We start from the raw sequence: 25,263 nt of genomic DNA, 5'->3' as shown, positions 1-25,263 counted from the left end.
CATGAGCAGGACCTCGCGGATAGCCGGAGCGTTCATCGGCATGGCGGCGCTGGCCGGGGCGCTCGCGGCCTGCGGCGGCGACAGCCTGGAGCAGGGGAAGGGCGGCTCGGGCTCCTCGGCCGGCGGTGACGGCAAGAAGGGGTCCCTGGTCGTCGGGTCGGCTTCGTTCACCGAGTCCAAGGTGCTCGCCGAGCTGTACGCACAGATCCTCGGCGACGCCGGGTACAGCACTTCGATCACCACGGTGAAGAACCGTGAGCTGTACGAGCCCTCGCTGGAGAAGGGCGAGATCGACGTCGTACCGGAATACGCCGCTACCCTCGCCGAATTCCTGAACGCCAAGGTCAACGGGGCCGGCAAGGCCCAGGCCGAGCCCGTGGCCTCCGGGGACATCGAAGCCACGGTCACGGCCCTGAGGGGGCTCGCCACCCCGCTGGGTCTCACGGTCCTCCCGGCCGGGAAGGCCGTCGACCAGAACGCCTTCGCGGTGTCCAGGGAATTCGCCGAGAAGAACAACCTGAAGACGCTTTCCGACCTCGGCAAGTCGAAGCTGAAGGTGAAGATCGCGGCGGGCGACGAGTGCGAGGTGCGGCCGTTCTGCGCACCCGGCCTGAAGAAGACGTACGGCATCGACGTCACGGGTATCGACCCCAAGGGCGTCGGTACCCCGCAGTCCAAGCAGGCCGTCCGTGACGGCAAGGTGCAGCTGGTCCTGACGACCACCACGGACGCGGTGCTGGACGGGCTGGTGTTCCTGGAGGACGACAAGAAGCTCCAGAACGCGGACAACGTCCTTCCGGTGCTGAATGCCAAGGACGCGGGCGCGCCGGAGATCGCCGACGCCCTCGGCATGCTCACCGCCGCGCTCACCACGGAAGACCTCGCCGAGCTGAACCGGAAGGTCGACGCCGAGCGCGCCAAGCCGGCCGATGTGGCGAAGGGCTATCTGGAGTCGAAGGGCCTGATCAAGAAGTAGGGCTTGGCCAGGAAGCTCGATTTGATCAAGACGAAAAGGCCCGGGTGCAGGGGCCTTTGGAAGACCTTCAGAGGGTCTTCGGGGGGCCGCGAGGTAACCGGCGGGGAACAGATTGCCGGGCGGCCCCCCAAGTGGCGCGCACACACGGTAAATTTCAGGCCATGCCACGTGGACGCCACCGCCATTCGCCGCCCCTCCACAAAATCCTGCCCCCCTCCGTGGTGGCAGGCGTTTCGGTCGTCGGTGCCTCCGGCGCCTGGCTGCTCGCCGAACCCCTGGTCCTGCGCGGCCTTGTAGCCGCCGTGGCGGCCGCCGCGCTCACCGGCGCGTATCTGATGCGCAGCTGGGACCGGGCCGCGGGGCTGCGGGTCGCCGAGCTGACGCGGGCCCGCGCCAGTGACGAATGGCGGGCCGAGGAGCGGATAGCCGAGCTGGAGCAGGATCTGGAGGAGTCGCGCGAGCTGCGCACCCGTCTGGAGACCAAGCTCCGCCGCAAGCGCGTGGAGCTCGCCGGACTGCGCGGCGAGCACGCCGGACTGCTGCGCCGCTACGCCAACGCCGAGACCGAGCGGGCCAGCGCGCTGGAGGGCCGTCGTCAGCTCGCCATGGAGGCCGCCCCCCGGGAGCTGCTGCCCGCGCGGTCCACGCCGACCCCCGAGTCGTACCGGCGCGCGGACGAGGCCCTGCTCAACCTCACGCGCAACGCGGCGCTCCAGGAGGCCCGGCGTACGGCCGAGGCGGCCCAGCAGCGCGATCTCGCGCCCCGCGCCGGAGAACGGGACGCGGAGGAGGGGGACCCGAAGGGGAAGCACACGGCGGCCACCGGGGCGGGCGAGCACCTGGACCACCAGCACCGCCGCCCGTCGAACACCCTGCCCGCCCCGGCCCCGGCCCCGGACGCCCCGACACCGGGCGCCCCGCACACCCCGGCCCCCGTGAAGGCCTCCGCCGCTCCGGTGCACGTGGCGCGAGCGATGCCGGCCGCCTCGGCCGTCGTCCCGTACGCCGCCGCCCGCCGCCACCTCGTGCCCCAGGGCAGCTTCGACTTCTTCGGCACCCAGAACGCCCGGAAGGCGAACGCCGCCATCGAGTCCGTCCAGAACGAGGACCTCGCGGACGTCGTCGGTGAGGAGGCGCTCGCCGCGCACCGCACGGGAGCGGCGCAGAACCGGGCGGTCGGCAAGGTCATCGACCTCACCGCGCACGACGAGACCGAGCAGATCGACCTGGCGGAGCTGCGCGGCGCGGTGTCCTGAGGGAAGGCGCCGGGCCGTTACTTGTCGATGTCCCCGACGACGAAGAACAGCGAGCCCAGGATCGCCACCATGTCGGCGACCAGGGTCCCCGGCAGCAGCTCGGTGAGCGCCTGGATGTTGTTGAACGAGGCGGAGCGCAGCTTCAGGCGGTACGGGGTCTTCTCGCCCTTGGACACCAGGTAGTAGCCGTTGACGCCGAGCGGGTTCTCGGTCCAGGCGTAGGTGTGGCCCTCCGGGGCCTTGAGGACCTTGGGCAGCCGCTGGTTGATCGGCCCCGGCTCCAGGTGGGCCATCCGGTCCAGGCAGGCGTCCGCCAGGTCCAGGGAGTTGAGCGTCTGCTCCAGCAGGCACTCGAAGCGGGCCAGGCAGTCGCCCTCGGTCCGGGTGACGACCTTCAGGGTGTCCCGGAGCTCCCCGTACGCGAGATACGGCTCGTCGCGGCGCAGGTCGAAGTCGACCCCCGAGGCGCGGGCGATCGGCCCCGACACCCCGTAGGCGTGCACCGCTTCGGCCGACAGCACGCCCACATCGCGGGTACGGCCCCGGAAGATCTCGTTGCCGAGGACGAGGTTCTCGTACACGTCCATCCGGGAGCGGACCGAGGCCACGGCGTCGCGGACCCGCCCCGACCAGCCCGCCGGGACGTCCTCCTTGAGCCCGCCGACCCGGTTGAACATGTAGTGCATCCGGCCGCCGGAGACCTCCTCCATCACCGCCTGGAGCTCCTCGCGCTCGCGGAAGGCGTGGAAGACCGGGGTGATGCCGCCGAGTTCGAGGGGGTAGGAGCCGAGGAACATCAGATGGTTGAGGACCCGGTTCAGCTCGGCGAGGAGCGTCCGCGTCCACACCGCCCGCTCGGGTACCTCCATGCCGAGCATCCGCTCGACGGCCATGACGACGCCCAGCTCGTTCGAGAACGCGGAGAGCCAGTCGTGGCGGTTGGCGAGCATGATGATCTGCCGGTAGTCGCGGGCCTCGAAGAGCTTCTCCGCGCCCCGGTGCATATAGCCGATGACCGGCTCCGCGTGCTGGACGCGCTCGCCGTCCAGGACGATCCGCAGCCGGAGGACCCCGTGCGTCGAAGGGTGCTGGGGGCCGATGTTCAGCACCATGTCGGTGCTCTCCGCCGCGCCGCCGATACCGATGGTGGTCTCCGTCATGGGGGCCAGTATTCCCTGACCGTGCCCCGGCGCGGGGGTCACCCGTGCCGGGGTGCCCCCACCCGGTGCAGCAGCCACCCGAAGTCGCCGAGTCCGCCGCGCGCGGTCAGCTCCGCGGCCTCGCCCGCCGCCGCCAGCGCGCGTACGTAACCCGCCGGATCGGTCGCGGCCAGGCTCAGCGGCGGCCGCTGTCCGCCGATCCCCAGCCGCCCGAGCGCCGACCGCTGGTCGGTGAGCTCGGCGGTGGCGTCCGGAACCGCCGCCGCGCACGCGTCCAGCGCCACGTGGGCCGTCAGGTCGCAGGAGCCGTCCGGCACCGGCCGCACCTCGCGCCCGTCCCGGAAGCCGGTCAGCGTCCCGAAGGGCGGCCGCCCGCCCCGTACATGGGCGTAGTCCACCGCCACCGCGAGACCGGCGGCCAGCGAGGAGACGGCCCCCGCCCAGGCCGCGTCCCGGGGGCGGCCGATCTCCGCCCGCTCACCCGGCGCGGACAGCGGCCACCACCGCTCCAGCCACGCCGCGTCCGCCCCGGTCACCGGCGGGCCGAGGCGCTCCGTACCGTCCGAGGTCCGCGCCTGTACGTACCGGGCGACACCGTCGCCGTCCACCTCCGCCACCTCCACCGGCACGTTGTCCAGCCACTCGTTGGCGAACAGCAGCCCGGTGACGCCCCGGGGCGGTTCCGCACACCACTCGATCCGGGGGTCCAGCCCCTCGGGCCGGCCGGCCACCTCGACGGCGTACGCGGTCACCTCCAGCCCCTCCGGCAGCGCGGCCAGCACCCCGGTCAGCAACTCCCCGCGCCCCGCCCCGACGTCGACCAGCGCCACCGTGTCCGTGCCCAGCTCCCGTGCGGTCCGGGCCAGCAGCCGGACCACCGCGGCCGCGAACAACGGTGAGGCGTGCACCGACGTACGGAAGTGGCCCGCGGGTCCCTCGGGGCTCCGGTCCGGGCTGCGGTAGAAGCCGTCGTCGCCGTACAGAGCGGCCTGCGCCGCCCCTCGCCACCCACGCCACTCACCCGTCACGTCGTCCGCCACGTTGTCCCTCACGTAGGCAAGTCTCCACCTTGGGGAGTACGGTCCCAGAACCCGGATCGATCCTCCGGTTGACCCGGGCGCCTATCCGCTGTCCCTACGCTGGGTTACGTGCAGCGCCTCTACGATTTTCTCCGCAGACACCCGACGGGCGTCGACGTCTTCTGGGCGTTCGTCCTCCTCGGGCTCTCCGGCATGTCGATGGCTTCGGGCATGTACGACGCGGGGCGCGAGGCGATCGTCGCGGTTCCTGTCGCGCTGGGGCTCTCCACGGTGGTGGCCCTGCGCCGGCGCGCCCCGGAGAAGATGCTGCTGCTCGCCATCACGGTGGGCGTCGTCCAGCTGGTCTTCGGCGTCCGGCCGAGCATCGGCAACTTCGCGATGCTGGTGATCACGTACACCGTCGCCGCGGTCGGGGAGCGCTGGGCGTCCCGGCTCGCCCTGGTGTGCAGCCTGAGCGCGGCCGCCCTGTCCCAGCTGCGGTGGGAGGCCGAGCCCGGGGGCTCCTGGGCCCAGGCCGTCTTCGTCACCATCGTCATGACCGTGCCGTTCGTGCTGGCCTGGGTGCTCGGTGACTCGCTGCGGACCCGGCGGGCCTACTTCAGCCAGCTGGAGGAGCGTGCCGCCCGGCTGGAGCGGGAACGCGAGGCGCAGTCCAAGGTCGCGGTGGCCGCCGAGCGCGCCCGGATCGCCCGTGAGCTGCACGACGTCGTCGCGCACAACGTCTCCGTGATGGTCGTCCAGGCCGACGGCGCCGCCTACGTCATGGACGCCGCCCCCGACCAGGCCCGCCAGGCCCTGGAGACCATCTCCAGCACCGGCCGCCAGGCCCTGGCGGAGATGCGCCGGCTGCTCGGGGTGCTGCGCACCGGCGACGCCCCGGAGAGCGGCGAGTACGTCCCCCAGCCCGATGTGGAGCAGATCGAGGACCTGGTCGAGCAGGTGCGGCAGACCGGCCTGGAGGTCGACTTCAAGGTCGAGGGCACCCCGCGCCCGCTCCCCAGCGGCGTGGAGCTGACCGCGTACCGCATCGTGCAGGAAGCCCTGACGAACACCCGCAAGCACGGCGGCCCCGACGCCGGGGCCAGCGTCCGGCTGGTCTACTTCGACGACGGTCTCGGGCTGCTGGTCGAGGACGACGGCCGGGGCGCGGCCCACGAGCTGTACGAGGACGGCGGCGCGGACGGCGCCGGGCACGGGATGATCGGGATGCGGGAGCGGGTCGGCATGGTCGGTGGCACCCTGGACGCCGGGCCGCGGCCCGGCGGCGGATTCCGCATCAGCGCCCTGCTGCCGCTCAAGCCCGCGGGCTGACCGCGCTCCACGACCGCCCCGACCACCGCGACCCGACCGCTTCGACCACGATCCGACTTCTTCGACCCCCACGAACCCAGGACAGGACACGATCCCCATGGCCATGGCCATCCGTGTGATGCTCGTAGACGACCAGGTTCTCCTGCGGACCGGTTTCCGGATGGTGCTCGCGGCCCAGCCCGACATGGAGGTCGTGGCCGAGGCCGGGGACGGGGCCGAGGCGATCGAGATCCTGCGGTCCACCGCCGTCGACGTGGTCCTGATGGACGTCCGTATGCCCCGGCTCGACGGCGTCGAGGCGACCCGCCGCATCTGCGCGCAGCAGGACCCGCCCAAGGTGCTCATCCTGACCACCTTCGACCTGGACGAGTACGCCTTCTCCGGGCTGAAGGCGGGGGCCAGCGGCTTCATGCTCAAGGACGTGCCGCCCGCCGAGCTGCTCGCCGCGATCCGCTCGGTGCACAGCGGCGACGCGGTCGTCGCCCCGTCCACCACCCGCCGCCTCCTGGACCGGTTCTCGCCGCTGCTGCCCAGCGGACAGAAGGAGCCGAAGAACAAGCACATCGCCAAGCTCACCGAACGCGAACGGGAAGTCATGCTCCTGGTCGCGCAGGGCCTGTCGAACGGCGAGATCGCGGCCCGGCTCGTGCTCTCCGAGGCGACGGTCAAGACCCACGTCGGCCGCATCCTCACCAAGCTGAACCTGCGCGACCGGGTCCAGGTCGTCGTCCTCGCCTACGAGACCGGGCTGGTCCGCGCGGGCGGCGGCGCGGGCTGAGAGGGCAGGACCGGGCCCGAGGGCCTACCGCAGCACGCCCTCCAGGAAGTCGCTGCCGAGCCGGGCGATGACGGTCAGGTCCAGCTGGTGCAGGACATAGCGCCCGCGTCGGCGTGTGGTGACCAGGCCCGCCTTCTTGAGCACCGACAGATGCCGGGAGACCTCGGGTGGGGTGATGCTGTGCGATTCGGCCAGTTCGCCGGTGGTGTACGGCGAGCGGGCGAGGTTGCGGCACAGCCTCATCCGCATCGGGTGGGCCAGGGCCTCCATCCGGCGCTGGAGCTGTTCGACGGAGGCGGGGGACGGCAGATCCGGCATCCGGACCGGGTAGTGGATCACCGGGCGCCAGCGGCGGGCGTGCAGCACGGTCAGGTGCGGCCAGCCGAAGCTGGTGGGGATGAGGGTGAGGCCGATGCCGACGTCCGGGTCGACGGTGGTGGTCCGGCCCTCGGACAGCTTGTCGATGGTGATCCGGTCCGCGGCCTCGTCCAGTGTCACGGCCGAGGAGACCGCGCCGATCGCGTCGGCGAGCCCCTTGCGCCGCAGCAGCTCCGTCTTGTGCCGGGCGTCGGCGGCCAGCTGGACGGAGACCCGGCGCCAGGTGTCCGCGAAGAACGCCTGGTCGCAGTCCTCCAAGAGCCGCCTGATCCATGCGCGTACGGAGACGGGGTCGGCCAGCAGCCGCTTGGTGAACTCCACCTGCCGCGGCCCGCGTGCCGCCGCCATGTCCAGGGCCCGGGCCCGCATGACCGGGTCCGTCAGCGGGGACGGGGCGTCGCTGCCGTACATGCTGGAGCAGGTGAACTCCGTGGCCGCGGCGACGAATCGCTCGTCGTCGAGCCGGTCCAGGATGTCCAGGTCCTCCGCGAGGCCCGCCCCGGTCCTGCCGTCGCCCCCGGGGATGCCGGAGAACGGCAGGAAGATGTCGGAGAAGGTGTTCCGCCACAGGAACTCCGCCTCCACCAGCCGGTCGGCGAGGTCGGGCTCCAGGGCCGCCGCGGTCGCGGTGGTCCAGCCGTGCAGGCCCGGATGGTGCCCGGGCTCCGAGAGCGCATGCAGGGCGAGCCCCAGCTCGGCGAGGGGCGAGGTCGCGAAAACGACGCGGTCGGCGGGGAGTCCCGCGATGTCTATGTGCACGCTCATCCCCCCATATTGGGGGTACGCGCACGGGCCGACGTTTCATTTGACGCGGGCCGTCAATCAACGCGCGGCATCGCTGCGGCCTGCGCACGCTGGATGCATGGACGCCATTCAGCAGCACATGCTCGACACCTACCGCGCGGCCCAACTGGCGGAGCCCGCGCCTCCGCCGCCGGGCCGGCACGACCGCACGACCCTGCGCGACCTGTACCGGCACTGGCTCACCCACCCGCCGACGCGCCGGACCGGCCCGTCCGGCAAACCCAGCCCGTCCGGTGCCTGAGGCCGGAACCCTGAGGCCGGAACTCCGAGGACGGGGCCCCTGAGGCCGGGCCCCTGAGGCCGGGCCCCTGAGGACGGGCCCCTGAGGACGGAACCTCTGAGGACCGGGGCCGGGTCACCGGACGACAGGACCCGCTAGGCCAGGTACCCGACGAACGCCCCCACCGCCTTCCGTACGTCATCGGCGGTCCACTCCAGCCCGTCCGCCGCCACCGTCACCTCCGTGAACGAGACCCCGGGCGGCAGCCCGCCCCCGAGCGCTCCCGGGAACCAGCGCCGGAACAGCGTCACGCCGCTCTCCTCTGCCTGCCGCACCGACGCCTCGTCCAGCACCTCGGTGCCGTACGGCAGCCAGACCTGGAACTGGTGCGTGTGCGGCGGCTCCGGACGCACCCGGAACCACGGCACCCCCGCCTCCGCGAACCCCTCCGCCAGCGCCCCGGCCACCACCTTCGCGTGCGCCACGTACGACGGCAGCCTCGGCAGCTCCCGCTCCAGTCCCAGCAGCGCGGACAGTGCCGCCGGATACTGCTGGAAGACCTGGCCCCCGTACCGGTGGCGCCACACCCGGGCCTCCTCCACCAGCACCGAAGGGCCCGCCAGTACCGCCCCGGACAGTCCGTCCAGCGACTTGTAGAACGACACGTACACGCTGTCGGCGAGCGCCACGATCTCCGGCAGCTCCCGCCCGAAGTGCGGGCCGCACTCCCACAGCCGCGCCCCGTCGAAGTGGACCACCGCGTCCCGTTCCCGGGCCGCCTCCACCACCGCCGTCAGCTCCTCCCAGGACGGCAGCACGAACCCGGCGTCCCGCAACGGAAGCTCCAGCATCAGCGTCCCGAACGGCTCGGGGAACTCCCGTACCTCCTCGGCGCTCGGCAGCCGGGGCGCGGACGTCGGATGCACCGTGCGCAGCCCGCTCACCGAGCCGAGCGCCCCGCCCTCGTGCAGCTCCGGGTGGGACAGGGGATGCAGCGCCACGGTCGCGTCGCCCGTGCGCCCCGCCCAGCACCGCAGGGCGACCTGCTGGGCCATCGTGCCGGTCGGGAAGAACGCCGCCGCCTCCGTCCCCAGCACCCCGGCCGCCCGCCGCTCCAGATCGGCGACGACCCCGCCCCCGTACACATCGGTCCAGTCCTCCGGATCGTGTACGGACGAGGCGTCGGCCGCCAGCGCCGCCAGCCGCTCGCCCAGCGTGCCGTCCGCGCCCATCCGCGCCAGCACCCGGCTCGACCCCCGCCACGCGGCCAGCCTGCGCCGCCGCTGCTCCTGCTCATCCGTCGTCGCCATGGGACGATCATCACCCGGACCTCTGACAGCCCGCCCGCGGGTTTCCCTCGGTTCGCGGAGTTATCCACAGGCTGTGGGCGGCGGGGAGGCTTCCCCGAAACGCTGGCGTAGCATGCAGAGAAATCGTCCGGTACCCCCCGCGGACTGGAACGGAAGGCCATCGCCGCGTGAACGCATCAGTTTCGAAGGAACCCCTCGACGCGAGGGACCGCCCCGCCCGCCTCACGGTCGGGGTCGTCGGCGCGGGCCGGGTCGGCCCCGCACTCGCCGCGTCCCTCCAGCTCGCCGGACACCGCCCGGTCGCCGTGTCGGGCGTCTCCGACGCCTCCCGGCGGCGCGCCGCCGAGCTGCTCCCCGACGTGCCCCTGGTGGAGCCCGCCGAGGTGCTGGCCCGCGCCGAGCTGGTGCTGCTGACCGTCCCCGACGATGTGCTGCCCACCTTGGTGGAGGGCCTGGTCGAGACCGGCGCCGTGCGGCCCGGCCAGCTGCTCGTCCACACCTCCGGGCGGTACGGGACGAAGGTGCTGGACCCCGCGCTGCGGGCCGGGGCCCTGCCGCTCGCGCTGCACCCGGCGATGACGTTCACCGGCACCCCCGTCGACGTCCAGCGGCTCGCGGGCTGCTCCTTCGGGGTCACCGCCCCCGAGGAGCTGCGGCTCGCCGCCGAGGCGCTGGTCATCGAGATGGGCGGCGAACCCGAGTGGATCGCCGAGGAGTCCCGCCCGCTCTACCACGCGGCCCTCGCGCTCGGTGCGAACCACCTGGTCACCCTGGTCGCCCAGTCGATGGAGCTGCTGACCAAGGCCGGGGTCGCCGCCCCGGACCGGATGCTCGGGCCGCTCCTCGGCGCGGCTCTGGACAACGCCCTGCGCTCCGGCGACGCCGCGCTGACCGGCCCGGTCGCGCGGGGGGACGCGGGCACGGTCGCCGCCCACATCGGCGAGCTGCGCGCCCACGCCCCGCAGGCGGTGGCCGGGTATCTCGCGATGGCCCGCGCCACGGCCGACCGGGCGCTCGCCCACGGCCTGCTCAAGGCGGAGCTGGCCGAGGACCTGCTCGTCGTCCTGGCGGCCGACCAGGAGACCCGCCCCGGCGGCTCCGGCCCGGGACCACGACCGGGGGAGACCCGATGACGACCACCAGCCGTACGGGAGACGTGGGCCCCGCCGCCCCGGGCCGGGCCCCCGCCCTCCTGCGCACCGCCGCCGAGCTCGACGCGCTGCCCCTCCCCACCGGGGCCCAGCGTGCCGTCGTCATGACCATGGGCGCCCTCCACGAGGGCCACGCCGCCCTGATCCGCGCCGCCCGCACCGCCGCCGGACGAGACGGCCAGGTCGTGGCCACCGTCTTCGTGAACCCGCTCCAGTTCGGCGAGGCCGCCGACCTCGACCGCTACCCCCGCACCCTGGACGCCGACCTGGAGATCGCCGCGGCGGCGGGGGCCGACGCGGTCTTCGCCCCCGGTGTGGACGAGGTCTATCCGGGCGGCGAGCCCCAGGTCCGGATCACCGCAGGCCCCATGGGCGAACGCCTCGAAGGCGCGGCCCGCCCCGGGCACTTCGACGGGATGCTCACCGTCGTCGCCAAGCTCCTCCACCTCACCCGGCCCGACGAGGCGTTCTACGGGCAGAAGGACGCCCAGCAGCTCGCCCTGATCCGCCGCATGGTCCGCGACCTGAACTTCGGCGTCCGGATCACCGGTGTGCCCACCGTGCGGGACCCCGACGGGCTCGCGCTCTCCAGCCGCAACAGGTTCCTCTCCACCGAGGAGCGGCACACCGCGCTCGCCCTGCCCCGCGCCCTGTTCGCGGCCCGCGACCGGCTCGCGGCCCAGCAGGCCCTGCACGAGCGGGCCAAGGCCACCGCGCCCGGCTCCGACCGGGCCGCCGGGCTCAACAGGATGGGCGAGGCACGTGCCGCCGCCGACGCCCAGGCCGTGGCGCTTGCCCGGCCCAACGGGGCGCCCGCCGCCGTCCGGGCCGCCGCCCAGGCGGTGCTTGACGAGGCCGCGGCCCGGGGCAGGCTGCCGCTCGCCGTGGACTATCTGGCCCTGGTGGACCCGGCGGACTTCACCGAGATCCCCGACGACCGCGAGAGCGGGGAGGCGATCCTCGCCGTCGCCGCCAGGGTCGGGGACACCCGCCTCATCGACAACATCACCCTCACCTTCGGAGCCCTGACGTGACCGGAATACGGCTGACCGCCCCCGCCCCCGGCTGGGCCATCGACGCGGACGTCGTGGTGGTCGGCTCCGGCGTCGCCGGGCTCACCGCCGCGCTGCGCTGCGCGGCCGCCGGACTGGACACCGTGGTCGTCACCAAGGCCCGGCTCGACGACGGCTCGACCCGCTGGGCACAGGGCGGTATCGCCGCGGCCCTCGGCGAGGGCGACACCCCCGAGCAGCACCTCGACGACACCCTGGTCGCGGGCGCGGGCCTCTGCGACGAGGAGGCCGTCCGCACCCTGGTCACCGAGGGCCCCGACGCCGTACGCCGCCTGATCACCACCGGCGCGCACTTCGACACCACGGACAGCGGTGAGATAGCGCTGACCCGCGAGGGCGGCCACCACCGCCGTCGCATCGCCCACGCGGGCGGCGACGCGACCGGCGCGGAGATCTCCCGCGCCCTGGTCGGGGCGGTCCGCGAGGCAGCCCTCCACACCATCGAGAACGCCCTCGTCCTGGACCTGCTCACGGACGCCGAGGGCCGTACGGCCGGGGTCTCCCTGCACGTCATGGGCGAGGGGCAGCACGACGGCGTCGGCGCGGTCCGGGCGCCCTCGGTCGTCCTCGCCACCGGCGGCATGGGCCAGGTCTTCTCCGCCACCACCAACCCCTCCGTCTCCACCGGCGACGGGGTGGCGCTCGCGCTGCGGGCCGGGGCGGAGGTCTCCGACCTGGAGTTCGTCCAGTTCCACCCGACCGTCCTCTTCCTGGGCGCGGACAGCGAGGGCCAGCAGCCGCTGGTCTCCGAGGCCGTACGCGGCGAGGGCGCGCATCTCGTCGACGGCGACGGCGTCCGCTTCATGGCCGGTCAGCACGAGCTGGCCGAGCTGGCCCCCCGCGACATCGTCGCCAAGGCCATCACCCGCCGGATGCACGAGCAGGGCACCGAGCACATGTATCTGGACGCCCGGCACTTCGGGGCGGCCATGTGGGAGCAGCGCTTCCCCACGATCCTGGCCGCCTGCCGGGCCCACGGCATCGACCCGGTCACCGAGCCGGTCCCGGTCGCCCCGGCCGCGCACTACGCCTCCGGCGGCGTCCGCACCGACCTGCGGGGCCGCACGACGGTGCCCGGCCTGTACGCCTGCGGCGAGGTCGCCTGCACCGGGGTGCACGGGGCCAACCGCCTCGCGTCCAACTCCCTCCTGGAGGGCCTGGTCTTCGCCGAGCGCATCGCCGCCGACATCGCCGAGGCCCGCCCGCCCCGCACCGAACCGGCCGCGGCCCCGGGCGCCGACGATCCGGTCGCGCTGCTGGCCCCCGAGGCCCGTACGGCGATCCAGCGCACCATGACCCGCGGCGCCGGGGTCCTGCGCTCCGCCGAGAGCCTGGCCGCCGCCGCCGAGGATCTGGAGGCCCTGCACCGCGAGGCCGCCACCGACGGGGACGGGGGCAAGGCGGTCGTCCCCGGGGTCGACGCCTGGGAGGTCACCAACCTCCTCCTGGTCTCCCGGGTCCTGGTCGCCGCCGCCCGGGACCGCGAGGAGACCCGCGGTTGCCACTGGCGCGAGGACCGGCCCGACCGCGACGACGCCCACGGCCGCCGCCACCTGGTCGTCCGGATCGCGCCCGACCGCACCCCGGTCGTCCACCGCACGGAGACCGCCGCATTCCCGCCCGTACGCCCGTCGGATTGAGCACACTGCTGGAAGCAGCCGCTCCGCCGCACACCGCGGGGCGGCACCAGCAACGCCGGTAGCACCAGCCGTACCCGCACCACCCGCCACGCCCCCGAGGAGCCGTCACCGTGAGCACGCCCGAAGAGAATCCGCGCCCCACACCCGTGGACGTACCGCTGATCAGCGTCGGCGCGCCCGCCCCTTCCGAGGCCTCGGGAGGCGGCTGCGGCGACGGCTGCGGCTGTGGCGGTGACGACGGATTCGACGCCGAAGCCCTGGAGTGCGGCCTGGACCCCGCGCTCGCCCTGCTGCTGGCCGAGGCGGGGCTCGACCCCGTCCAGGTCGAGGACGTCGCCCATGTGGCGATCGAGGAGGATCTCGACGGCGGGGTGGACGTCACGACGGTGGCGACCGTCCCCGAGGACGCCGTCATCACCGGTGACTTCACCGCCCGGGAGGCGGGCGTCGTGGCGGGGCTGCGGGTCGCCGAGGCGGTCCTGTCGATCGTCTGCACCGAGGAGTTCGAGGTCGAGCGGCACGTCGAGGACGGCGAGCGGATCGCCCCCGGGCAGAAGCTGCTGACCGTCACCACCCGCACCCGCGACCTGCTGACCGGCGAGCGCAGCGCGCTGAACCTGCTCTGCCGCCTCTCCGGCATCGCGACCGCCACCCGCGCCTGGGCGGACGTGCTGGAGGGCTCCGGGGCCCAGGTCCGCGACACCCGCAAGACGACGGCGGGCCTGCGCGCGCTGGAGAAGTACGCGGTGCGCTGCGGCGGCGGCGTCAACCACCGGATGTCGCTCTCCGACGCGGCCCTGGTCAAGGACAACCACGTCGTCGCGGCGGGCGGGGTCGCGGAGGCGTTCAAGCGGGTCCGCGCCGAGTTCCCCGACCTGCCCATCGAGGTCGAGGTCGACACGCTGGAGCAGGTCCGCGAGGTGCTGGACGCGGGTGTCGACCTGATCCTGCTGGACAACTTCACCCCGGCCGAGACCGCCGAGGCGGTCGCCCTGGTCGCGGGCCGCGCGATCCTGGAGTCCTCCGGCCGCCTCACGCTCGACTCGGCCCGCGCCTACGCGGACGCGGGTGTCGACTACCTGGCGGTCGGGGCGCTCACCCACTCCTCGCCGATCCTCGACATCGGCCTGGACTTCCGCGACGCCGACGCGGCCGAGGACACCATCACCGACGGGGCCGACGCCTGATGCTCCTGACCATCGACGTCGGCAACACGCATACGGTCCTCGGCCTCTTCGACGGCGAGGAGATCGTCGAGCACTGGCGGATCTCCACCGACGCCCGCCGTACCGCCGACGAGCTGGCGGTCCTCCTCCAGGGCCTGATGGGCATGCACCCGCTGCTGGGCATGGAGCTGGGCGACGGCATCGAGGGCATCGCGATCTGCGCGACCGTCCCCTCGGTCCTGCACGAGCTGCGCGAGGTCACCCGCCGCTACTACGGCGACGTGCCCGCCGTCCTCGTTGAGCCCGGCGTCAAGACGGGCGTGCCGGTCCTGATGGACAACCCCAAGGAGGTCGGCGCGGACCGCATCATCAACGCGGTCGCCGCCGTCGAGCTGTACGGGGGTCCGGCGATCGTCGTCGACTTCGGCACCGCCACCACCTTCGACGCGGTCTCCCCGCGCGGTGAGTACGCGGGCGGGGTCATCGCCCCCGGCATCGAGATCTCGGTCGAGGCGCTCGGCGTCAAGGGCGCCCAGCTCCGCAAGATCGAGCTGGCCCGGCCGCGCAGCGTGATCGGCAAGAACACCGTCGAGGCCATGCAGTCCGGGATCGTCTACGGCTTCGCGGGCCAGGTCGACGGGGTGGTGGAGCGGATGAAGAAGGAGCTGGCCGCCGACCCGGACGACGTCACGGTCATCGCGACGGGCGGCCTTGCTCCGATGGTGTTGGGGGAGTCCGCCGCGATCGACGAGCACGAGCCGTGGCTGACACTCATCGGACTGCGCCTGGTCTACGAGCGGAACATGCCCCGGTCGTAGGGGATGCCCCGGCGGCGCCCGGCGTACCTGCGACAACGTGCGGTGGTGGCGGCCGGGCCCCGGGCGGGCTCGCCGCGCCACCGGCGACCAGTTAAACGGATTTTGTCCATTTAGCACGTATTGTCGCGTTATGCCCACGCCCTACGGTTCACGAGGCGGCATGGCGTTCAGCGCGGACGAGCTGCGGGTGCTCCGACGTGCCCTCGCCATCGCCCTCCACCCCATGCCCCTGTCCGACGAGGATGTCCAGGACTGCCTGCGGCTCGCGGGCTCCGTGGACGAGGCGGTCGGCGAGGCCGGTCGGCTGCGAGCGTTCCTCCTCGCCGACCTCGCCCGCTACCGCAACGCCCTCCCCGGCTCCGTCGCCGGCTATCTGGAGCTGCTCCAGGACGCCCTGGCGGCCGGCTACGACCCCCGCCCGGACGATCTGGCCGCCCTGCGGGCCCTGCGCGGCAGGCCGCTCGCCGCGACCCTCCTGGAGCGCTGCCAGGTCCTCGCGGAGCGCTCGGTACGGGCCCGGCTCGCCGGCCGCTCCGCCGGGCTCGCGGCCCCCGGCCCGCGGAGCCGACTGCTGGCCCTGCCCGGCGGCCGCGCCGCCGACCGGGAACCGGACCGGCCCAAGGCCCCCGCCGCCCCGAGCCGCCCCCAGGCGCCCGGAGACCGCCCGATGCCCAAGCCCTCCGAGGTCTTCCCTCCTCGCCGCCGCCCCGAGCCCCCGCCGTCCGAGGAGCGGGCGGCCGGCTGACCCCGCCCGTACCGCCGCCCGGCCCGACGCGGCGGCCTCCACCCGGGAGGTCGCCGCGTCGGGCCGCACGGGGCTCGCTACTCTGGACGGCATGGACTATGTATCCGCGCTCGTGCCCCCCGTGGTGATGGCCGCCTTCTTCATCGGCCTGATCGTGACGATCGTCAAGAGTCAGGGCGGTCCGAACAAGGCCAAGGAAGACGCCATCGTGGACGCGGCTCTCGCCCACGCGGATTCCGTAAAGCAGACCGCTCGTCCGGAGAATGCCTGACCGCGGGAGCGGCCTGCCCGCCCCGCACCTCCGCGACGTACACCCCGGAGCGCACGACTCGATGAGAGCCGTGCGCTCTTTTGCTGTGTAAATACCAGGCCATTCAGGACATCGGGCACTAAAGTGATCCCGTGCCCCGCCAATTGGGAGACCTGGAAGACGCCGTGATGACCCGCGTCTGGCAATGGAACCGACCGGTCACGGTGCGGGAAGTCCTTGAGGACCTCCAGCAGGAACGGTCCATCGCCTACACGACGGTGATGACGGTAATGGACAATCTCCATCAGAAGGGCTGGGTGCGCAGGGAAGTCGACGGCCGGGCCTATCGATATACGGCTGTCTCGACCAGGGCCGCCTACTCGGCCGCACTGATGAACGAAGCCTGGTCACAGAGCGACAACCCCGCCGCCGCACTTGTCGCGTTCTTCGGCATGATGTCCGCCGAGCAGCGCGAAGCACTCCAGGATGCCGTTCGCATGGTTTCCCCCGACCCTGCCGAAAGTGCCCCTGGCACTACCTCCGTCAACCCCGCGGAAGCGACCGCGGAGACCACCGGAGATGCCGCCCCGGCCGATGCCGCGGAGCCGGAGAGCGGGCGATAGCGTCGGGGCATGTCCTCAGAACAGCCGCAAAGCGATCCGGATACCGAACTCCATACCGACCCGTCGGTAAATAAGCCCGCCATCACCGTCCGGCGGGCCAGGACGAGTGACGTCCCGTCCGTGCGCCGACTCCTCGACGGGTACGTGTCCGGGGGCATCCTGCTCGACAAAGCGACGGTCACCCTTTACGAGGACATCCAGGAGTTCTGGGTGGCGGAACGCGACGAGGACGCGACGGTCATCGGCTGCGGTGCACTTCACGTCATGTGGGAAGACCTGGCGGAAGTGCGGACCCTTGCCGTCGACCCCCGCATCAAGGGGGCCGGAGTGGGGCATCACGTTCTGGTCAAGCTCTTGCAGACCGCGCGCTGGCTCGGTGTCCGCAGGGTTTTCTGCCTCACCTTCGAAGTGGACTTCTTCGCCAAGCACGGCTTCGTGGAGATCGGAGAGACGCCGGTCGACACCGATGTCTACAGTGAGCTGCTGCGTTCCTACGACGAGGGTGTCGCGGAGTTCCTCGGTCTCGAACGGGTGAAGCCGAACACCTTGGGCAACAGCCGGATGCTTCTGCACCTGTGACTGGAGAAGGGCCTGCAACCCTATGTCCGAATCGCGCACGTTTCCCGTCTTCTCGGGCTCCTGAACCTCTCCCGGGGGTTTGTGTTTTCCGGGGAAAAGCGGTTTCCTTTCCGCGTACTCCATTTTCGATGAAAGGAAATCCCCGTGGCACAGAAGGTTCAGGTCCTTCTTGTCGATGACCTCGACGGCGTCGAGGCGGACGAGACGGTCACGTTCGCCCTTGACGGCAAGACGTACGAGATCGACCTCACCACGGCCAACGCGGACAAGCTTCGCGGCCTTCTTGAGCCCTACACCAAGGGCGGGCGTCGCACCGGTGGCCGCGCCGCCACGGGCCGCGGCAAGGGCCGCGCCGTGTCCGGTGGCAACAAGGACACCGCGGAAATCCGCCGGTGGGCGCGGGAGAACGGCCACAATGTGAATGACCGCGGCCGTGTCCCCGCCGAGATCCGTGAGGCTTACGAGAAGGCCAACGGCTGATCCGCCGCACCTCTTGTCAGTGGCCCGACGCGGGCGCGCACCAACCGGACCCGATGGCACTCCGTCGCCGCGGCGTCCACCAGGCGTACGAGATCGGGGGCATCCCCACCGCTGCTCCCGAAGCCCGCGAGGGCCGGCAGCGCCGACTCGGGCACGCGCCTCGGCTCTGGGGGCCGCAGCCATACGGCGGCCCCCGTCGAGTCCCCAGGTCCGCCCGGGAGGGGCGGGGCCGTGATGCGGCCCCCCGCACCCACGGCGGTCAGATCCACGGCGACCGGACCCCATTCCAGCCAGTCGAGCAGCCCCGGCAGCTCATCGGCACCGCCCGCGGCGACCAGCAGCCCCATCCGTGCCCCGGACAGCAGCACCGGACCGGTACGCACCCCGCGCCGCAGCACGGCGTGACCGGCCTCGGCCGGGAGCTCCAGCACATCGAAGCGCAGACCGGTGAGCAGCCGCAGCGGAGCGCATCCCGCGGTGGCCCACCCCAGCTCCTGTTCGTACCTGCGCGCGAGGACGGCGTCGGCCGACCCCGGAGCGGCTTCGGGTGGCGAATCGGGTGACGACCGGGGCTGCGGGACGGTGGGGGCCATGGTCGATGAACCGTCGAACACCCCCCGAAGTTACGCAGGGTCCGCAAGTGATCACTTCACGTTCCGGTTGCGGGGGCGCGCGAGGGCATTCAGCAGCGCAAGGTTGTTCGCCCGTAGCGGAGGGAACCGGGGCGCGCCGCATGGACTGTCAGTGATTGCGGGTAAGACTTTCCTAGTGGGAAGGGGCGACACGCTGGCCGAGGCGTCTCACGTTCGCCATCGGCGTACTTGCGATAGGGGTATCTGCCTGGCCTGCGGGAACATCGTCTCGCACCATCGGGTTGGAGCAGTTGTCAGCTGTTCGGCAGTAAGAATCCCCGCCGGTGCGGGGGTGATCCGGACGGATGTCGGCAGTTGGAATGAGCTGTCCCGTCCTGCGGGACTAGCATGCGGAAGGACTGGGAGGGGACCGACCCCTCACTGACCGACCGCTCTGAGGAGCGATTAACGATGTTCGAGAGGTTCACCGACCGCGCGCGGCGGGTTGTCGTCCTGGCTCAGGAAGAAGCCCGGATGCTCAACCACAACTACATCGGCACCGAGCACATCCTCCTGGGCCTGATCCACGAGGGTGAGGGTGTCGCCGCTAAGGCCCTGGAGAGCCTCGGGATTTCGCTCGAGGCGGTCCGCCAGCAGGTGGAGGAGATCATCGGGCAGGGGCAGCAGGCTCCTTCCGGGCACATCCCCTTCACCCCGCGAGCCAAGAAGGTCCTGGAGCTGTCGCTCCGCGAGGCTCTTCAGCTGGGCCACAACTACATCGGCACCGAGCACATCCTGCTCGGCCTGATCCGCGAGGGCGAGGGCGTCGCCGCCCAGGTCCTCGTGAAGCTGGGCGCCGACCTGAACCGGGTCCGGCAGCAGGTCATCCAGCTGCTTTCCGGGTATTCGGGCGGCAAGGAGGCGGCCACCGCGGGCGGACCCGCAGAGGGCACGCCCTCCACGTCCCTGGTGCTCGACCAGTTCGGCCGGAATCTCACCCAGGCCGCTCGTGAGTCCAAGCTCGACCCGGTCATCGGGCGCGAGAAGGAGATCGAGCGGGTCATGCAGGTGCTGTCCCGCCGGACCAAGAACAACCCGGTGCTCATCGGCGAGCCCGGCGTCGGCAAGACGGCGGTCGTCGAGGGCCTGGCCCAGGCGATCGTCAAGGGCGAGGTGCCCGAGACCCTCAAGGACAAGCACCTCTACACCCTGGACCTCGGCGCCCTGGTCGCCGGTTCGCGGTACCGGGGTGACTTCGAGGAGCGCCTGAAGAAGGTCCTCAAGGAGATCCGCACCCGCGGCGACATCATCCTGTTCATCGACGAGCTCCACACGCTGGTCGGTGCGGGCGCCGCCGAGGGCGCGATCGACGCGGCGAGCATCCTCAAGCCCATGCTGGCCCGCGGTGAGCTCCAGACCATCGGTGCCACCACGCTCGACGAGTACCGCAAGCACCTGGAGAAGGACGCGGCGCTGGAGCGCCGCTTCCAGCCCATCCAGGTCGCGGAGCCGTCGCTGCCGCACACCATCGAGATCCTCAAGGGTCTGCGCGACCGCTACGAGGCCCACCACCGCGTCTCCATCACGGACGAGGCCCTGGTGCAGGCGGCGACGCTCGCCGACCGGTACATCTCGGACCGCTTCCTCCCCGACAAGGCGATCGACCTGATCGACGAGGCCGGATCGAGGATGCGCATCCGCCGGATGACCGCGCCGCCGGACCTCCGCGAGTTCGACGAGAAGATCGCCGGTGTCCGCCGGGACAAGGAGTCGGCCATCGACTCCCAGGACTTCGAGAAGGCGGCTTCCCTCCGCGACAAGGAGAAGCAGCTGCTGGCGGCGAAGGCCAAGCGGGAGAAGGAGTGGAAGGCCGGCGACATGGACGTCGTCGCCGAGGTCGACGGCGAGCTCATCGCCGAGGTCCTGGCCACGGCCACCGGTATCCCGGTCTTCAAGCTGACGGAGGAGGAGTCCTCCCGTCTGCTGCGCATGGAGGACGAGCTCCACAAGCGCGTCATCGGGCAGAAGGACGCCATCAAGGCCCTTTCGCAGGCGATCCGCCGTACGCGAGCCGGCCTGAAGGACCCCAAGCGCCCCGGTGGCTCGTTCATCTTCGCCGGTCCGTCCGGTGTCGGTAAGACCGAGCTCTCCAAGACGCTCGCCGAATTCCTCTTCGGCGACGAGGACGCGCTGATCTCCCTCGACATGTCGGAGTTCAGCGAGAAGCACACGGTTTCGCGCCTCTTCGGCTCGCCCCCCGGTTACGTGGGCTACGAAGAGGGCGGCCAGCTCACCGAGAAGGTGCGCCGCAAGCCGTTCTCCGTCGTCCTCTTCGACGAGGTCGAGAAGGCCCACCCCGATATCTTCAATTCCCTGCTCCAGATTCTGGAGGACGGTCGCCTGACCGACTCCCAGGGCCGGGTCGTGGACTTCAAGAACACGGTCATCATTATGACGACCAACCTCGGGACCCGGGACATCTCGAAGGGCTTCAACCTGGGCTTCGCCGCCCAGGGCGACGTCAAGACGAACTACGAGCGCATGAAGGTCAAGGTCAACGAAGAGCTCAAGCAGCACTTCCGGCCGGAATTCCTCAACCGTGTCGACGACACGGTGGTCTTCCACCAGCTGACCGAGGAAGACATCATCCAGATCGTCGACCTCATGCTCGCCAAGGTCGACGAGCGCCTCAAGGACCGCGACATGGGCATCGAGCTGAGCTCGGACGCCAAGTCGCTCCTGGCGAAGAAGGGCTACGACCCCGTGATGGGCGCCCGGCCGCTGCGCCGGACGATCCAGCGCGAGATCGAGGACATCCTCTCCGAGAAGATCCTCTTCGGTGAGCTGCGCCCCGGTCACATCGTGGTCGTCGGCGTCGAGGGCGAGGGTGATGAGAAGAAGTTCTCCTTCCGCGGCGAGGAGAAGTCGGCTCTGCCCGACGTCCCCCCGATCGAGCAGGCGGCAGGCGGCACCGGCCCGAACCTGACGAAGGACGCGTGACGCAACCGCCCAGGGCGTGAGTCCGGGCTGAGGGGCTGCCCCGCAATCGGTATCCGTACCGGTTCGGGGCAGCCCCTTTTCGTACGCGTCAGCCGCGAGGGGCGTAGAGCCGGTTGCCCAGTTCCTCCGCCCCGATCAGGCGTCGCTCGGTCAGCCCGGTGACCCCTACCCGCAGGCCCGGCCAGGAGTGCAGTGCCGTGAGGTCCAGTACGCGCCGGGCGGAGGCGTCCAGGGTGAGACGGGTGACCCCGGGGAAGAGCGGCCGCAGCATTCCGAGGTCCCCGCCGTGGTCAGGGGCCTGCACGGACAGTTCCTCGACGGTGGGCACGCACACCGAGTGGGCGGGCCGGTGCGCCCAGGGGAAGGCGGTGAGGCCGAGAACGGTGATCCGGGAGTGCTCCCGCAGTGCGGTGAGGGCGTCGTCGAACGCGTCGAGCTCCGAGACCTTCAGGTGGGTGAGGGACTTCCAGCCATCGAGTCCGTCCAGGGCGAGCGGACGCCGACTCGTCACGGTCAGGTCGGTGACACCCGGGTGGGCCGCGATCTCGCTCAGCCGGCCGGCCCCGAGGTTCTTCAGTCTGAGCTCCCGCAGACCGGGCACCTCCGCCAGGGGCGCCAGGTCACCCGGTCGTGTCCCTTCCGCGTCCAGGAACAGGGTCACGACCTTGTGGAGTCCGGCGAGCGGAGTGAAGTCCCGGATCGCCTGGCACCGTCCGACGTCCAGCACTGACAGGGAGTCCGCGACGGTGTTCAGGGACGAGAGCCCGGGGAGCCGGGCGTTCGTCCCCAGGAAGAGTGCCTGGAGCCCGGTGCCCTCCAGCGCCGCACCGATCTCCGCGTCGGACAGGTCCAAGCCCAGCAACAGGGCGAACACAGACGGAAGGCGACGCAGCGCCCTCAGCTGTTTCCGGTCGTTCACGGCGAGGAGCGCGCCCAGGAGGGTGCAGTGGGCCAGGACCTCGGCGGCGTACTCCTCGGGCGGGAAGCGTTCCCACTTGTCCGCGAACTTGATGCCCAGCCAGGGGTGGGCCAGCGCCCACTCACGGGCGTGGGGAACCGCGGCGGCTCCCCCGATGTTCAGGATCAGGGAGACCACGAACGGGGCGCGCCTCTCCGAGTCGGACATCGTGTGCGGGGCGGGCAGGAACGCCAGGGCCGCCGGGCCCAGCCGGGCCAGGGAGCTCACCTGGCTGTCGCTGGTCGGCGGGAACAGCGCCGCCGTGCTCTCCCGGACCGCCGCCCGGACGGGGCCGTCCAGCCAGGCCGCGTGCTGCGCGCACAGGGCGGCCAGGACATGGACGGCGGTGCGCTCCGCCGTGCCGGCCTCGTGCCGCAGGCCCGTGTTCAGCAACCCGCGTACGAGCACGGTGAGTTCGCGTCGCCCGCAGTGCCCAGCCGCCAGCAGGATCACGTCCTGCCAGGTCTCCTCGTCCGCATGGCGCAGCAGTTCGTTGAGGTGGTCGTCCTCGACGAACTCCTTCGCGGCCAGGTAGTCCTGGAAGGTGCGGTGGATGAACTGGTAGGTGTCGTCGCCGCGTTCCTGGAGCAGGCCGCTGCGGTTCAGCAGGTGCGTCAGGATCCTCTCGGGCGGGCCCTGCGCACCCACCCGCTCCATCCCCGCCAGCGCACGCCGGAGTTGGCGCAGCGCCTGGTCGCGGGTGAACTCCGACTGCCCCTCGCGCACCAGCCACACCGCGATGCGTTGGAGGAGCTGGGTGTGCTCCTCGACGTCCAGTTCGACGCCCTCGGGGTCGCCGATCCGGCGGCGGCGGTCGCGGTGGCCGAGGAGCATTTCCAGGGCCGAGCGGTACAGGCTCCACCGGGTCTCGGGGAGCAAGCCGTCGCGGCGGCGGTGCAGGGCGCAGATCACCGCGCAGAGCAGTGGCGTACGGGCCAGGTCACGGAGCGCGGGGTTCTGGGCGAACTGGCGGGCAAGGTCGCGTTCCAGCCCGTCGAGCCGCTCGGCGTCGTCCTCCTCGGACAGCCGGGCCGCCCGGTGCCAGGAGGTCACGAACGCCTGGATGTCCTCGTTCCGCATCGGCAGCAGCCGGAGCTCCGCGAAGCCCTCGGAGCGCAGCCAGTCCGGCTCGACGGCGAGCGGCCGTACGGTCGCGACGCACCGGGTGTCCGGGTAGCGGGCCAGCAGGTGTGTGAGCCAGGTGTGCGCCTGTTCGCGGTCCTCCGGAGGCACCTCGTCCAACCCGTCCACCAGCAGTAATGCCCGGCCCGACGCAAGGACCCGGCCCGCCCAGCCCTCCGGGGCCGTGTCGACCACCAGCCCCGCCGCACCCGACAGCTCCGCCGGGCCCGGGAACGTCACCCCACGGGCCCGCAGGGTCCGCAGTGGCACCACGAAGGGAACCAGGCCGTTCAGCGGAGCCAGGTCGTCGTCCAGGGTGCGGGCCGAGGCGTGGGCGGCCAGCCACCACAGCAGGGTCGTCTTGCCCGCGCCCGCCTCGCCGCGCAGCAGGGCCCGGGGGCGGCTGGTGAGGAGGGCGTCGATGCGCTGGGGGAGGGGCGGGCCCGGAGCGGCCCGGTCCTCGGTCTGCGCCTGTGCCTCCAGGCTGAGGTAGGCGGTGTCCAGGTCCCATTCGGAGTCGTGCCTGCTCAGCTCGTCGAGGCCGAAGATCTTCGTACGCCGGTACGCGACGCCGAGCGCCTGCGCGTACTCCGCCTCGTACCGCAGGTCCCTCGGAAAGCTGCCGTGGACGCGTTCCTGGCGCAGGGCGATCTCGTTGCGCCGGAAGACCAGGCGGAAGGGGGCCGCCGTGAGGACCGGGCCGAGCGGGACGCACTCGACCCGGCGGCCCTCGCGCTGCCGGGGGACCTGCCGGGCGACGCCGAGGAGTACGTCCCCCATGAAGACCGGGCCGCCGGAGAGCCCGGACAGGGCCGCGGGCTCGTCGTCGGGGAGCGCGGCGGGCGGGCCGTCCAGATCGCAGACCAGCAGATCGCGGACCCGGCCCGCCATCGGCAGGACCGTCGCCGTGTACTGGTCCGCCTCCAGCCGCCGGTCGGGGCCGTAGCGCTGGACGCGCGGGAAGCCGGTGATCTCGCAGTCGGGGATCGCCTGGCGGGTGTCGACGACGCCGAGCCGCACCGGGGGGACCCGCCGCACCGGCTCGACGGCCTCCAGCAGGGCCACGTCCAGCTGGTAGTCGATCCAGGCGACGGTGGCCCGTATCCGGTCCGGGAGCGCGGGGTGGGCGACGAGGACGGACCCGGACTTGACCACATGGGCGCAGGTCAGGACCAGCCGGTCGGTGAGCAGGACGCCGCTGCCCTGGCGGATCGCGGAGACGGCCACCGTGCGGTCGGCGGGGTGGGTGACGGTCGTGCTCATGTGCGGGAGGGCCCGTTTGCCCCGTCACCGAACCCAGCCGTGCCGTGGCCGTGCGCCGGGTCCGCACCGAACCCCGCCGTCGAGCCGTCGTCCTCCGCCCCGATCTCCCACGCCTCGCCCGTCGCGGCGTTGCGCGGGGTCAGGGTGAAGGCGACCTTGTGCGTGCGGCCCGTGGCGCGGGCGGCGTCCGCCCCCGCCTCGACCACCCAGGCCTTCACCTTGCCGCCCGCCCTGGCCTCCCGGCGCAGTTCGAGGGTGAACTCCATCTGGATGTCGCCGACCGCGAAGGAGACGGGGTGGTCCGTGGCCCGGGTCGCCGCGTCGATGAGCTGGTTACGGATGGACGCGACGGCATCGGCGAGCTCGATGCCGTCCAGGGCGTGGGTGCTCTCGGCTGTCATGGGGTCCCCCGGGGGTGCGGCGTCGCTTTCCCGTCAGCGTAGTGATGTAGCGGGCCGAAGGTCCCGAATCGGAAGGACCAAGGTCCCACCGGCGGTGACAAGGCGCACAGCCCGAAACAGGCCTACTACCCATGCTAGGAGAAAGCGCCATGATCGGCCCCGGGGCCTTCGGCCCGGCACCGGCAGGCA

23 protein-coding genes are annotated in these 25,263 nt (G+C 72.1%); 16 read left to right on the top strand and 7 right to left on the bottom strand.

Annotated elements, in window-relative coordinates; genetic code table 11:
- Position 1 precedes the first annotated feature (1 nt).
- Positions 2-976: an ABC transporter substrate-binding protein gene (locus RI138_RS13395; protein ID WP_311120084.1), complete on the top strand. Its 975-nt coding sequence runs from the start codon at positions 2-4 to the stop codon at positions 974-976.
- 161 nt (positions 977-1,137) lie between these two features.
- A complete protein-coding gene (locus RI138_RS13390; RefSeq protein WP_311120083.1) occupies positions 1,138-2,232 on the top strand; it encodes a hypothetical protein in 1,095 nt (364 codons plus the stop codon).
- 17 nt (positions 2,233-2,249) lie between these two features.
- Here RI138_RS13390 and RI138_RS13385 read toward each other — a convergent pair whose 3' ends face one another.
- Both RI138_RS13385 and RI138_RS13380 read right to left on the bottom strand, forming a co-directional pair.
- Positions 2,250-3,392, bottom strand: coding sequence for an NADH-quinone oxidoreductase subunit D (locus tag RI138_RS13385; protein WP_096631250.1), 1,143 nt, complete (start codon positions 3,390-3,392; stop codon positions 2,250-2,252).
- A 38-nt stretch (positions 3,393-3,430) separates the two neighbouring features.
- Entirely contained in the window at positions 3,431-4,420 is a 990-nt protein-coding gene (locus RI138_RS13380) for an SAM-dependent methyltransferase (RefSeq protein ID WP_311122889.1), read from the bottom strand.
- Between the two features lie 120 nt (positions 4,421-4,540).
- On the opposite strand from RI138_RS13380, the gene RI138_RS13375 reads away from it, so the two are divergent.
- Both RI138_RS13375 and RI138_RS13370 read left to right on the top strand, forming a co-directional pair.
- On the top strand, positions 4,541-5,743 hold the full coding sequence (locus RI138_RS13375) for a sensor histidine kinase (RefSeq protein ID WP_311120082.1): 1,203 nt from the start codon (positions 4,541-4,543) through the stop codon (positions 5,741-5,743).
- A 103-nt stretch (positions 5,744-5,846) separates the two neighbouring features.
- Positions 5,847-6,521: a response regulator transcription factor gene (locus tag RI138_RS13370; protein ID WP_096631284.1), complete on the top strand. Its 675-nt coding sequence runs from the start codon at positions 5,847-5,849 to the stop codon at positions 6,519-6,521.
- Between the two features lie 24 nt (positions 6,522-6,545).
- Here RI138_RS13370 and RI138_RS13365 read toward each other — a convergent pair whose 3' ends face one another.
- Positions 6,546-7,658, bottom strand: coding sequence for a DUF5937 family protein (locus tag RI138_RS13365; protein ID WP_311122888.1), 1,113 nt, complete (start codon positions 7,656-7,658; stop codon positions 6,546-6,548).
- A 103-nt stretch (positions 7,659-7,761) separates the two neighbouring features.
- Here RI138_RS13365 and RI138_RS13360 point away from each other — a divergent pair, with 103 nt between their 5' ends.
- A complete protein-coding gene (locus RI138_RS13360) occupies positions 7,762-7,944 on the top strand; it encodes a hypothetical protein (RefSeq protein WP_311120081.1) in 183 nt (60 codons plus the stop codon).
- A gap of 134 nt (positions 7,945-8,078) precedes the next feature.
- Here RI138_RS13360 and RI138_RS13355 read toward each other — a convergent pair whose 3' ends face one another.
- Complete coding sequence (locus RI138_RS13355) at positions 8,079-9,233, bottom strand: threonine aldolase family protein (protein WP_311120080.1); 1,155 nt, start codon at positions 9,231-9,233, stop codon at positions 8,079-8,081.
- 167 nt (positions 9,234-9,400) lie between these two features.
- Between RI138_RS13355 and RI138_RS13350 the strand changes: the two genes are divergently transcribed.
- From RI138_RS13350 to RI138_RS13305, 10 genes are all read left to right on the top strand, one after another.
- Positions 9,401-10,366: a Rossmann-like and DUF2520 domain-containing protein gene (locus RI138_RS13350; protein WP_311120079.1), complete on the top strand. Its 966-nt coding sequence runs from the start codon at positions 9,401-9,403 to the stop codon at positions 10,364-10,366.
- Positions 10,363-11,418, top strand: coding sequence for a pantoate--beta-alanine ligase (gene panC / locus RI138_RS13345; RefSeq protein ID WP_311120078.1), 1,056 nt, complete (start codon positions 10,363-10,365; stop codon positions 11,416-11,418). Before RI138_RS13350 ends, panC begins: the two co-directional genes overlap by 4 nt.
- Positions 11,415-13,097 (top strand): L-aspartate oxidase, encoded by a 1,683-nt coding sequence (locus RI138_RS13340; RefSeq protein ID WP_311120077.1) that lies wholly within the window; start codon positions 11,415-11,417, stop codon positions 13,095-13,097. Before panC ends, RI138_RS13340 begins: the two co-directional genes overlap by 4 nt.
- A gap of 146 nt (positions 13,098-13,243) precedes the next feature.
- Complete coding sequence (gene nadC, locus RI138_RS13335; protein WP_179500286.1) at positions 13,244-14,284, top strand: carboxylating nicotinate-nucleotide diphosphorylase; 1,041 nt, start codon at positions 13,244-13,246, stop codon at positions 14,282-14,284.
- A complete protein-coding gene (locus RI138_RS13330; RefSeq protein ID WP_096631238.1) occupies positions 14,284-15,081 on the top strand; it encodes a type III pantothenate kinase in 798 nt (265 codons plus the stop codon). The genes nadC and RI138_RS13330 overlap by 1 nt, the downstream gene beginning before the upstream one ends.
- A gap of 160 nt (positions 15,082-15,241) precedes the next feature.
- The gene (locus RI138_RS13325; RefSeq protein WP_311122887.1) at positions 15,242-15,826 is read left to right on the top strand and encodes a hypothetical protein; all 585 of its coding nucleotides are present in this window, start codon (positions 15,242-15,244) and stop codon (positions 15,824-15,826) included.
- A 91-nt stretch (positions 15,827-15,917) separates the two neighbouring features.
- The gene (locus RI138_RS13320; protein ID WP_096632727.1) at positions 15,918-16,097 is read left to right on the top strand and encodes a hypothetical protein; all 180 of its coding nucleotides are present in this window, start codon (positions 15,918-15,920) and stop codon (positions 16,095-16,097) included.
- Between the two features lie 131 nt (positions 16,098-16,228).
- Positions 16,229-16,699, top strand: coding sequence for a BlaI/MecI/CopY family transcriptional regulator (locus RI138_RS13315; protein WP_096632710.1), 471 nt, complete (start codon positions 16,229-16,231; stop codon positions 16,697-16,699).
- 9 nt (positions 16,700-16,708) lie between these two features.
- Complete coding sequence (locus tag RI138_RS13310; RefSeq protein WP_257002497.1) at positions 16,709-17,278, top strand: amino-acid N-acetyltransferase; 570 nt, start codon at positions 16,709-16,711, stop codon at positions 17,276-17,278.
- Positions 17,279-17,422: 144 nt separating this feature from the next.
- Positions 17,423-17,758: a histone-like nucleoid-structuring protein Lsr2 gene (locus tag RI138_RS13305; protein WP_018489329.1), complete on the top strand. Its 336-nt coding sequence runs from the start codon at positions 17,423-17,425 to the stop codon at positions 17,756-17,758.
- On the opposite strand, the gene RI138_RS13300 is transcribed toward RI138_RS13305, so the two are convergent.
- A complete protein-coding gene (locus tag RI138_RS13300) occupies positions 17,737-18,351 on the bottom strand; it encodes an SCO3374 family protein (RefSeq protein WP_311120076.1) in 615 nt (204 codons plus the stop codon). The genes RI138_RS13305 and RI138_RS13300 overlap by 22 nt on opposite strands.
- 450 nt (positions 18,352-18,801) lie before the next feature.
- Between RI138_RS13300 and RI138_RS13295 the strand changes: the two genes are divergently transcribed.
- Positions 18,802-21,330 carry an ATP-dependent Clp protease ATP-binding subunit gene (locus tag RI138_RS13295; RefSeq protein WP_096632714.1) on the top strand — a complete coding sequence of 843 codons (2,529 nt, stop codon included), beginning with the start codon at positions 18,802-18,804 and terminating at the stop codon, positions 21,328-21,330.
- Positions 21,331-21,418: 88 nt separating this feature from the next.
- Here the strand turns inward: RI138_RS13295 and RI138_RS13290 are convergent, their stop codons facing one another.
- Positions 21,419-24,673, bottom strand: coding sequence for an NACHT domain-containing protein (locus RI138_RS13290; protein WP_311120075.1), 3,255 nt, complete (start codon positions 24,671-24,673; stop codon positions 21,419-21,421).
- Positions 24,670-25,074 (bottom strand): trypco2 family protein, encoded by a 405-nt coding sequence (locus tag RI138_RS13285; protein ID WP_311120074.1) that lies wholly within the window; start codon positions 25,072-25,074, stop codon positions 24,670-24,672. The genes RI138_RS13290 and RI138_RS13285 overlap by 4 nt, the downstream gene beginning before the upstream one ends.
- Positions 25,075-25,263: the final 189 nt, after the last annotated feature.

Origin of the sequence: Streptomyces durocortorensis, assembly GCF_031760065.1 — a bacterium.
Taxonomy (GTDB): Bacteria; Actinomycetota; Actinomycetes; order Streptomycetales; family Streptomycetaceae; genus Streptomyces.
This window is presented reverse-complemented; position numbering and strand designations above follow the sequence as displayed.

Coding starts and splice junctions, on each gene's coding strand:
- RI138_RS13395 (WP_311120084.1), top strand. CDS start 2: ATGAGCAGGACCTCGCGGATAGCCGGAGCGTTCATCGGCATGGCGGCG.
- RI138_RS13390 (WP_311120083.1), top strand. CDS start 1,138: ATGCCACGTGGACGCCACCGCCATTCGCCGCCCCTCCACAAAATCCTG.
- RI138_RS13385 (WP_096631250.1), bottom strand. CDS start 3,392: ATGACGGAGACCACCATCGGTATCGGCGGCGCGGCGGAGAGCACCGAC.
- RI138_RS13370 (WP_096631284.1), top strand. CDS start 5,847: ATGGCCATCCGTGTGATGCTCGTAGACGACCAGGTTCTCCTGCGGACC.
- RI138_RS13360 (WP_311120081.1), top strand. CDS start 7,762: ATGGACGCCATTCAGCAGCACATGCTCGACACCTACCGCGCGGCCCAA.
- RI138_RS13355 (WP_311120080.1), bottom strand. CDS start 9,233: ATGGCGACGACGGATGAGCAGGAGCAGCGGCGGCGCAGGCTGGCCGCG.
- panC (WP_311120078.1), top strand. CDS start 10,363: ATGACGACCACCAGCCGTACGGGAGACGTGGGCCCCGCCGCCCCGGGC.
- RI138_RS13330 (WP_096631238.1), top strand. CDS start 14,284: ATGCTCCTGACCATCGACGTCGGCAACACGCATACGGTCCTCGGCCTC.
- RI138_RS13325 (WP_311122887.1), top strand. CDS start 15,242: ATGGCGTTCAGCGCGGACGAGCTGCGGGTGCTCCGACGTGCCCTCGCC.
- RI138_RS13320 (WP_096632727.1), top strand. CDS start 15,918: ATGGACTATGTATCCGCGCTCGTGCCCCCCGTGGTGATGGCCGCCTTC.
- RI138_RS13310 (WP_257002497.1), top strand. CDS start 16,709: ATGTCCTCAGAACAGCCGCAAAGCGATCCGGATACCGAACTCCATACC.
- RI138_RS13300 (WP_311120076.1), bottom strand. CDS start 18,351: ATGGCCCCCACCGTCCCGCAGCCCCGGTCGTCACCCGATTCGCCACCC.
- RI138_RS13295 (WP_096632714.1), top strand. CDS start 18,802: ATGTTCGAGAGGTTCACCGACCGCGCGCGGCGGGTTGTCGTCCTGGCT.
- RI138_RS13290 (WP_311120075.1), bottom strand. CDS start 24,673: ATGAGCACGACCGTCACCCACCCCGCCGACCGCACGGTGGCCGTCTCC.
- RI138_RS13285 (WP_311120074.1), bottom strand. CDS start 25,074: ATGACAGCCGAGAGCACCCACGCCCTGGACGGCATCGAGCTCGCCGAT.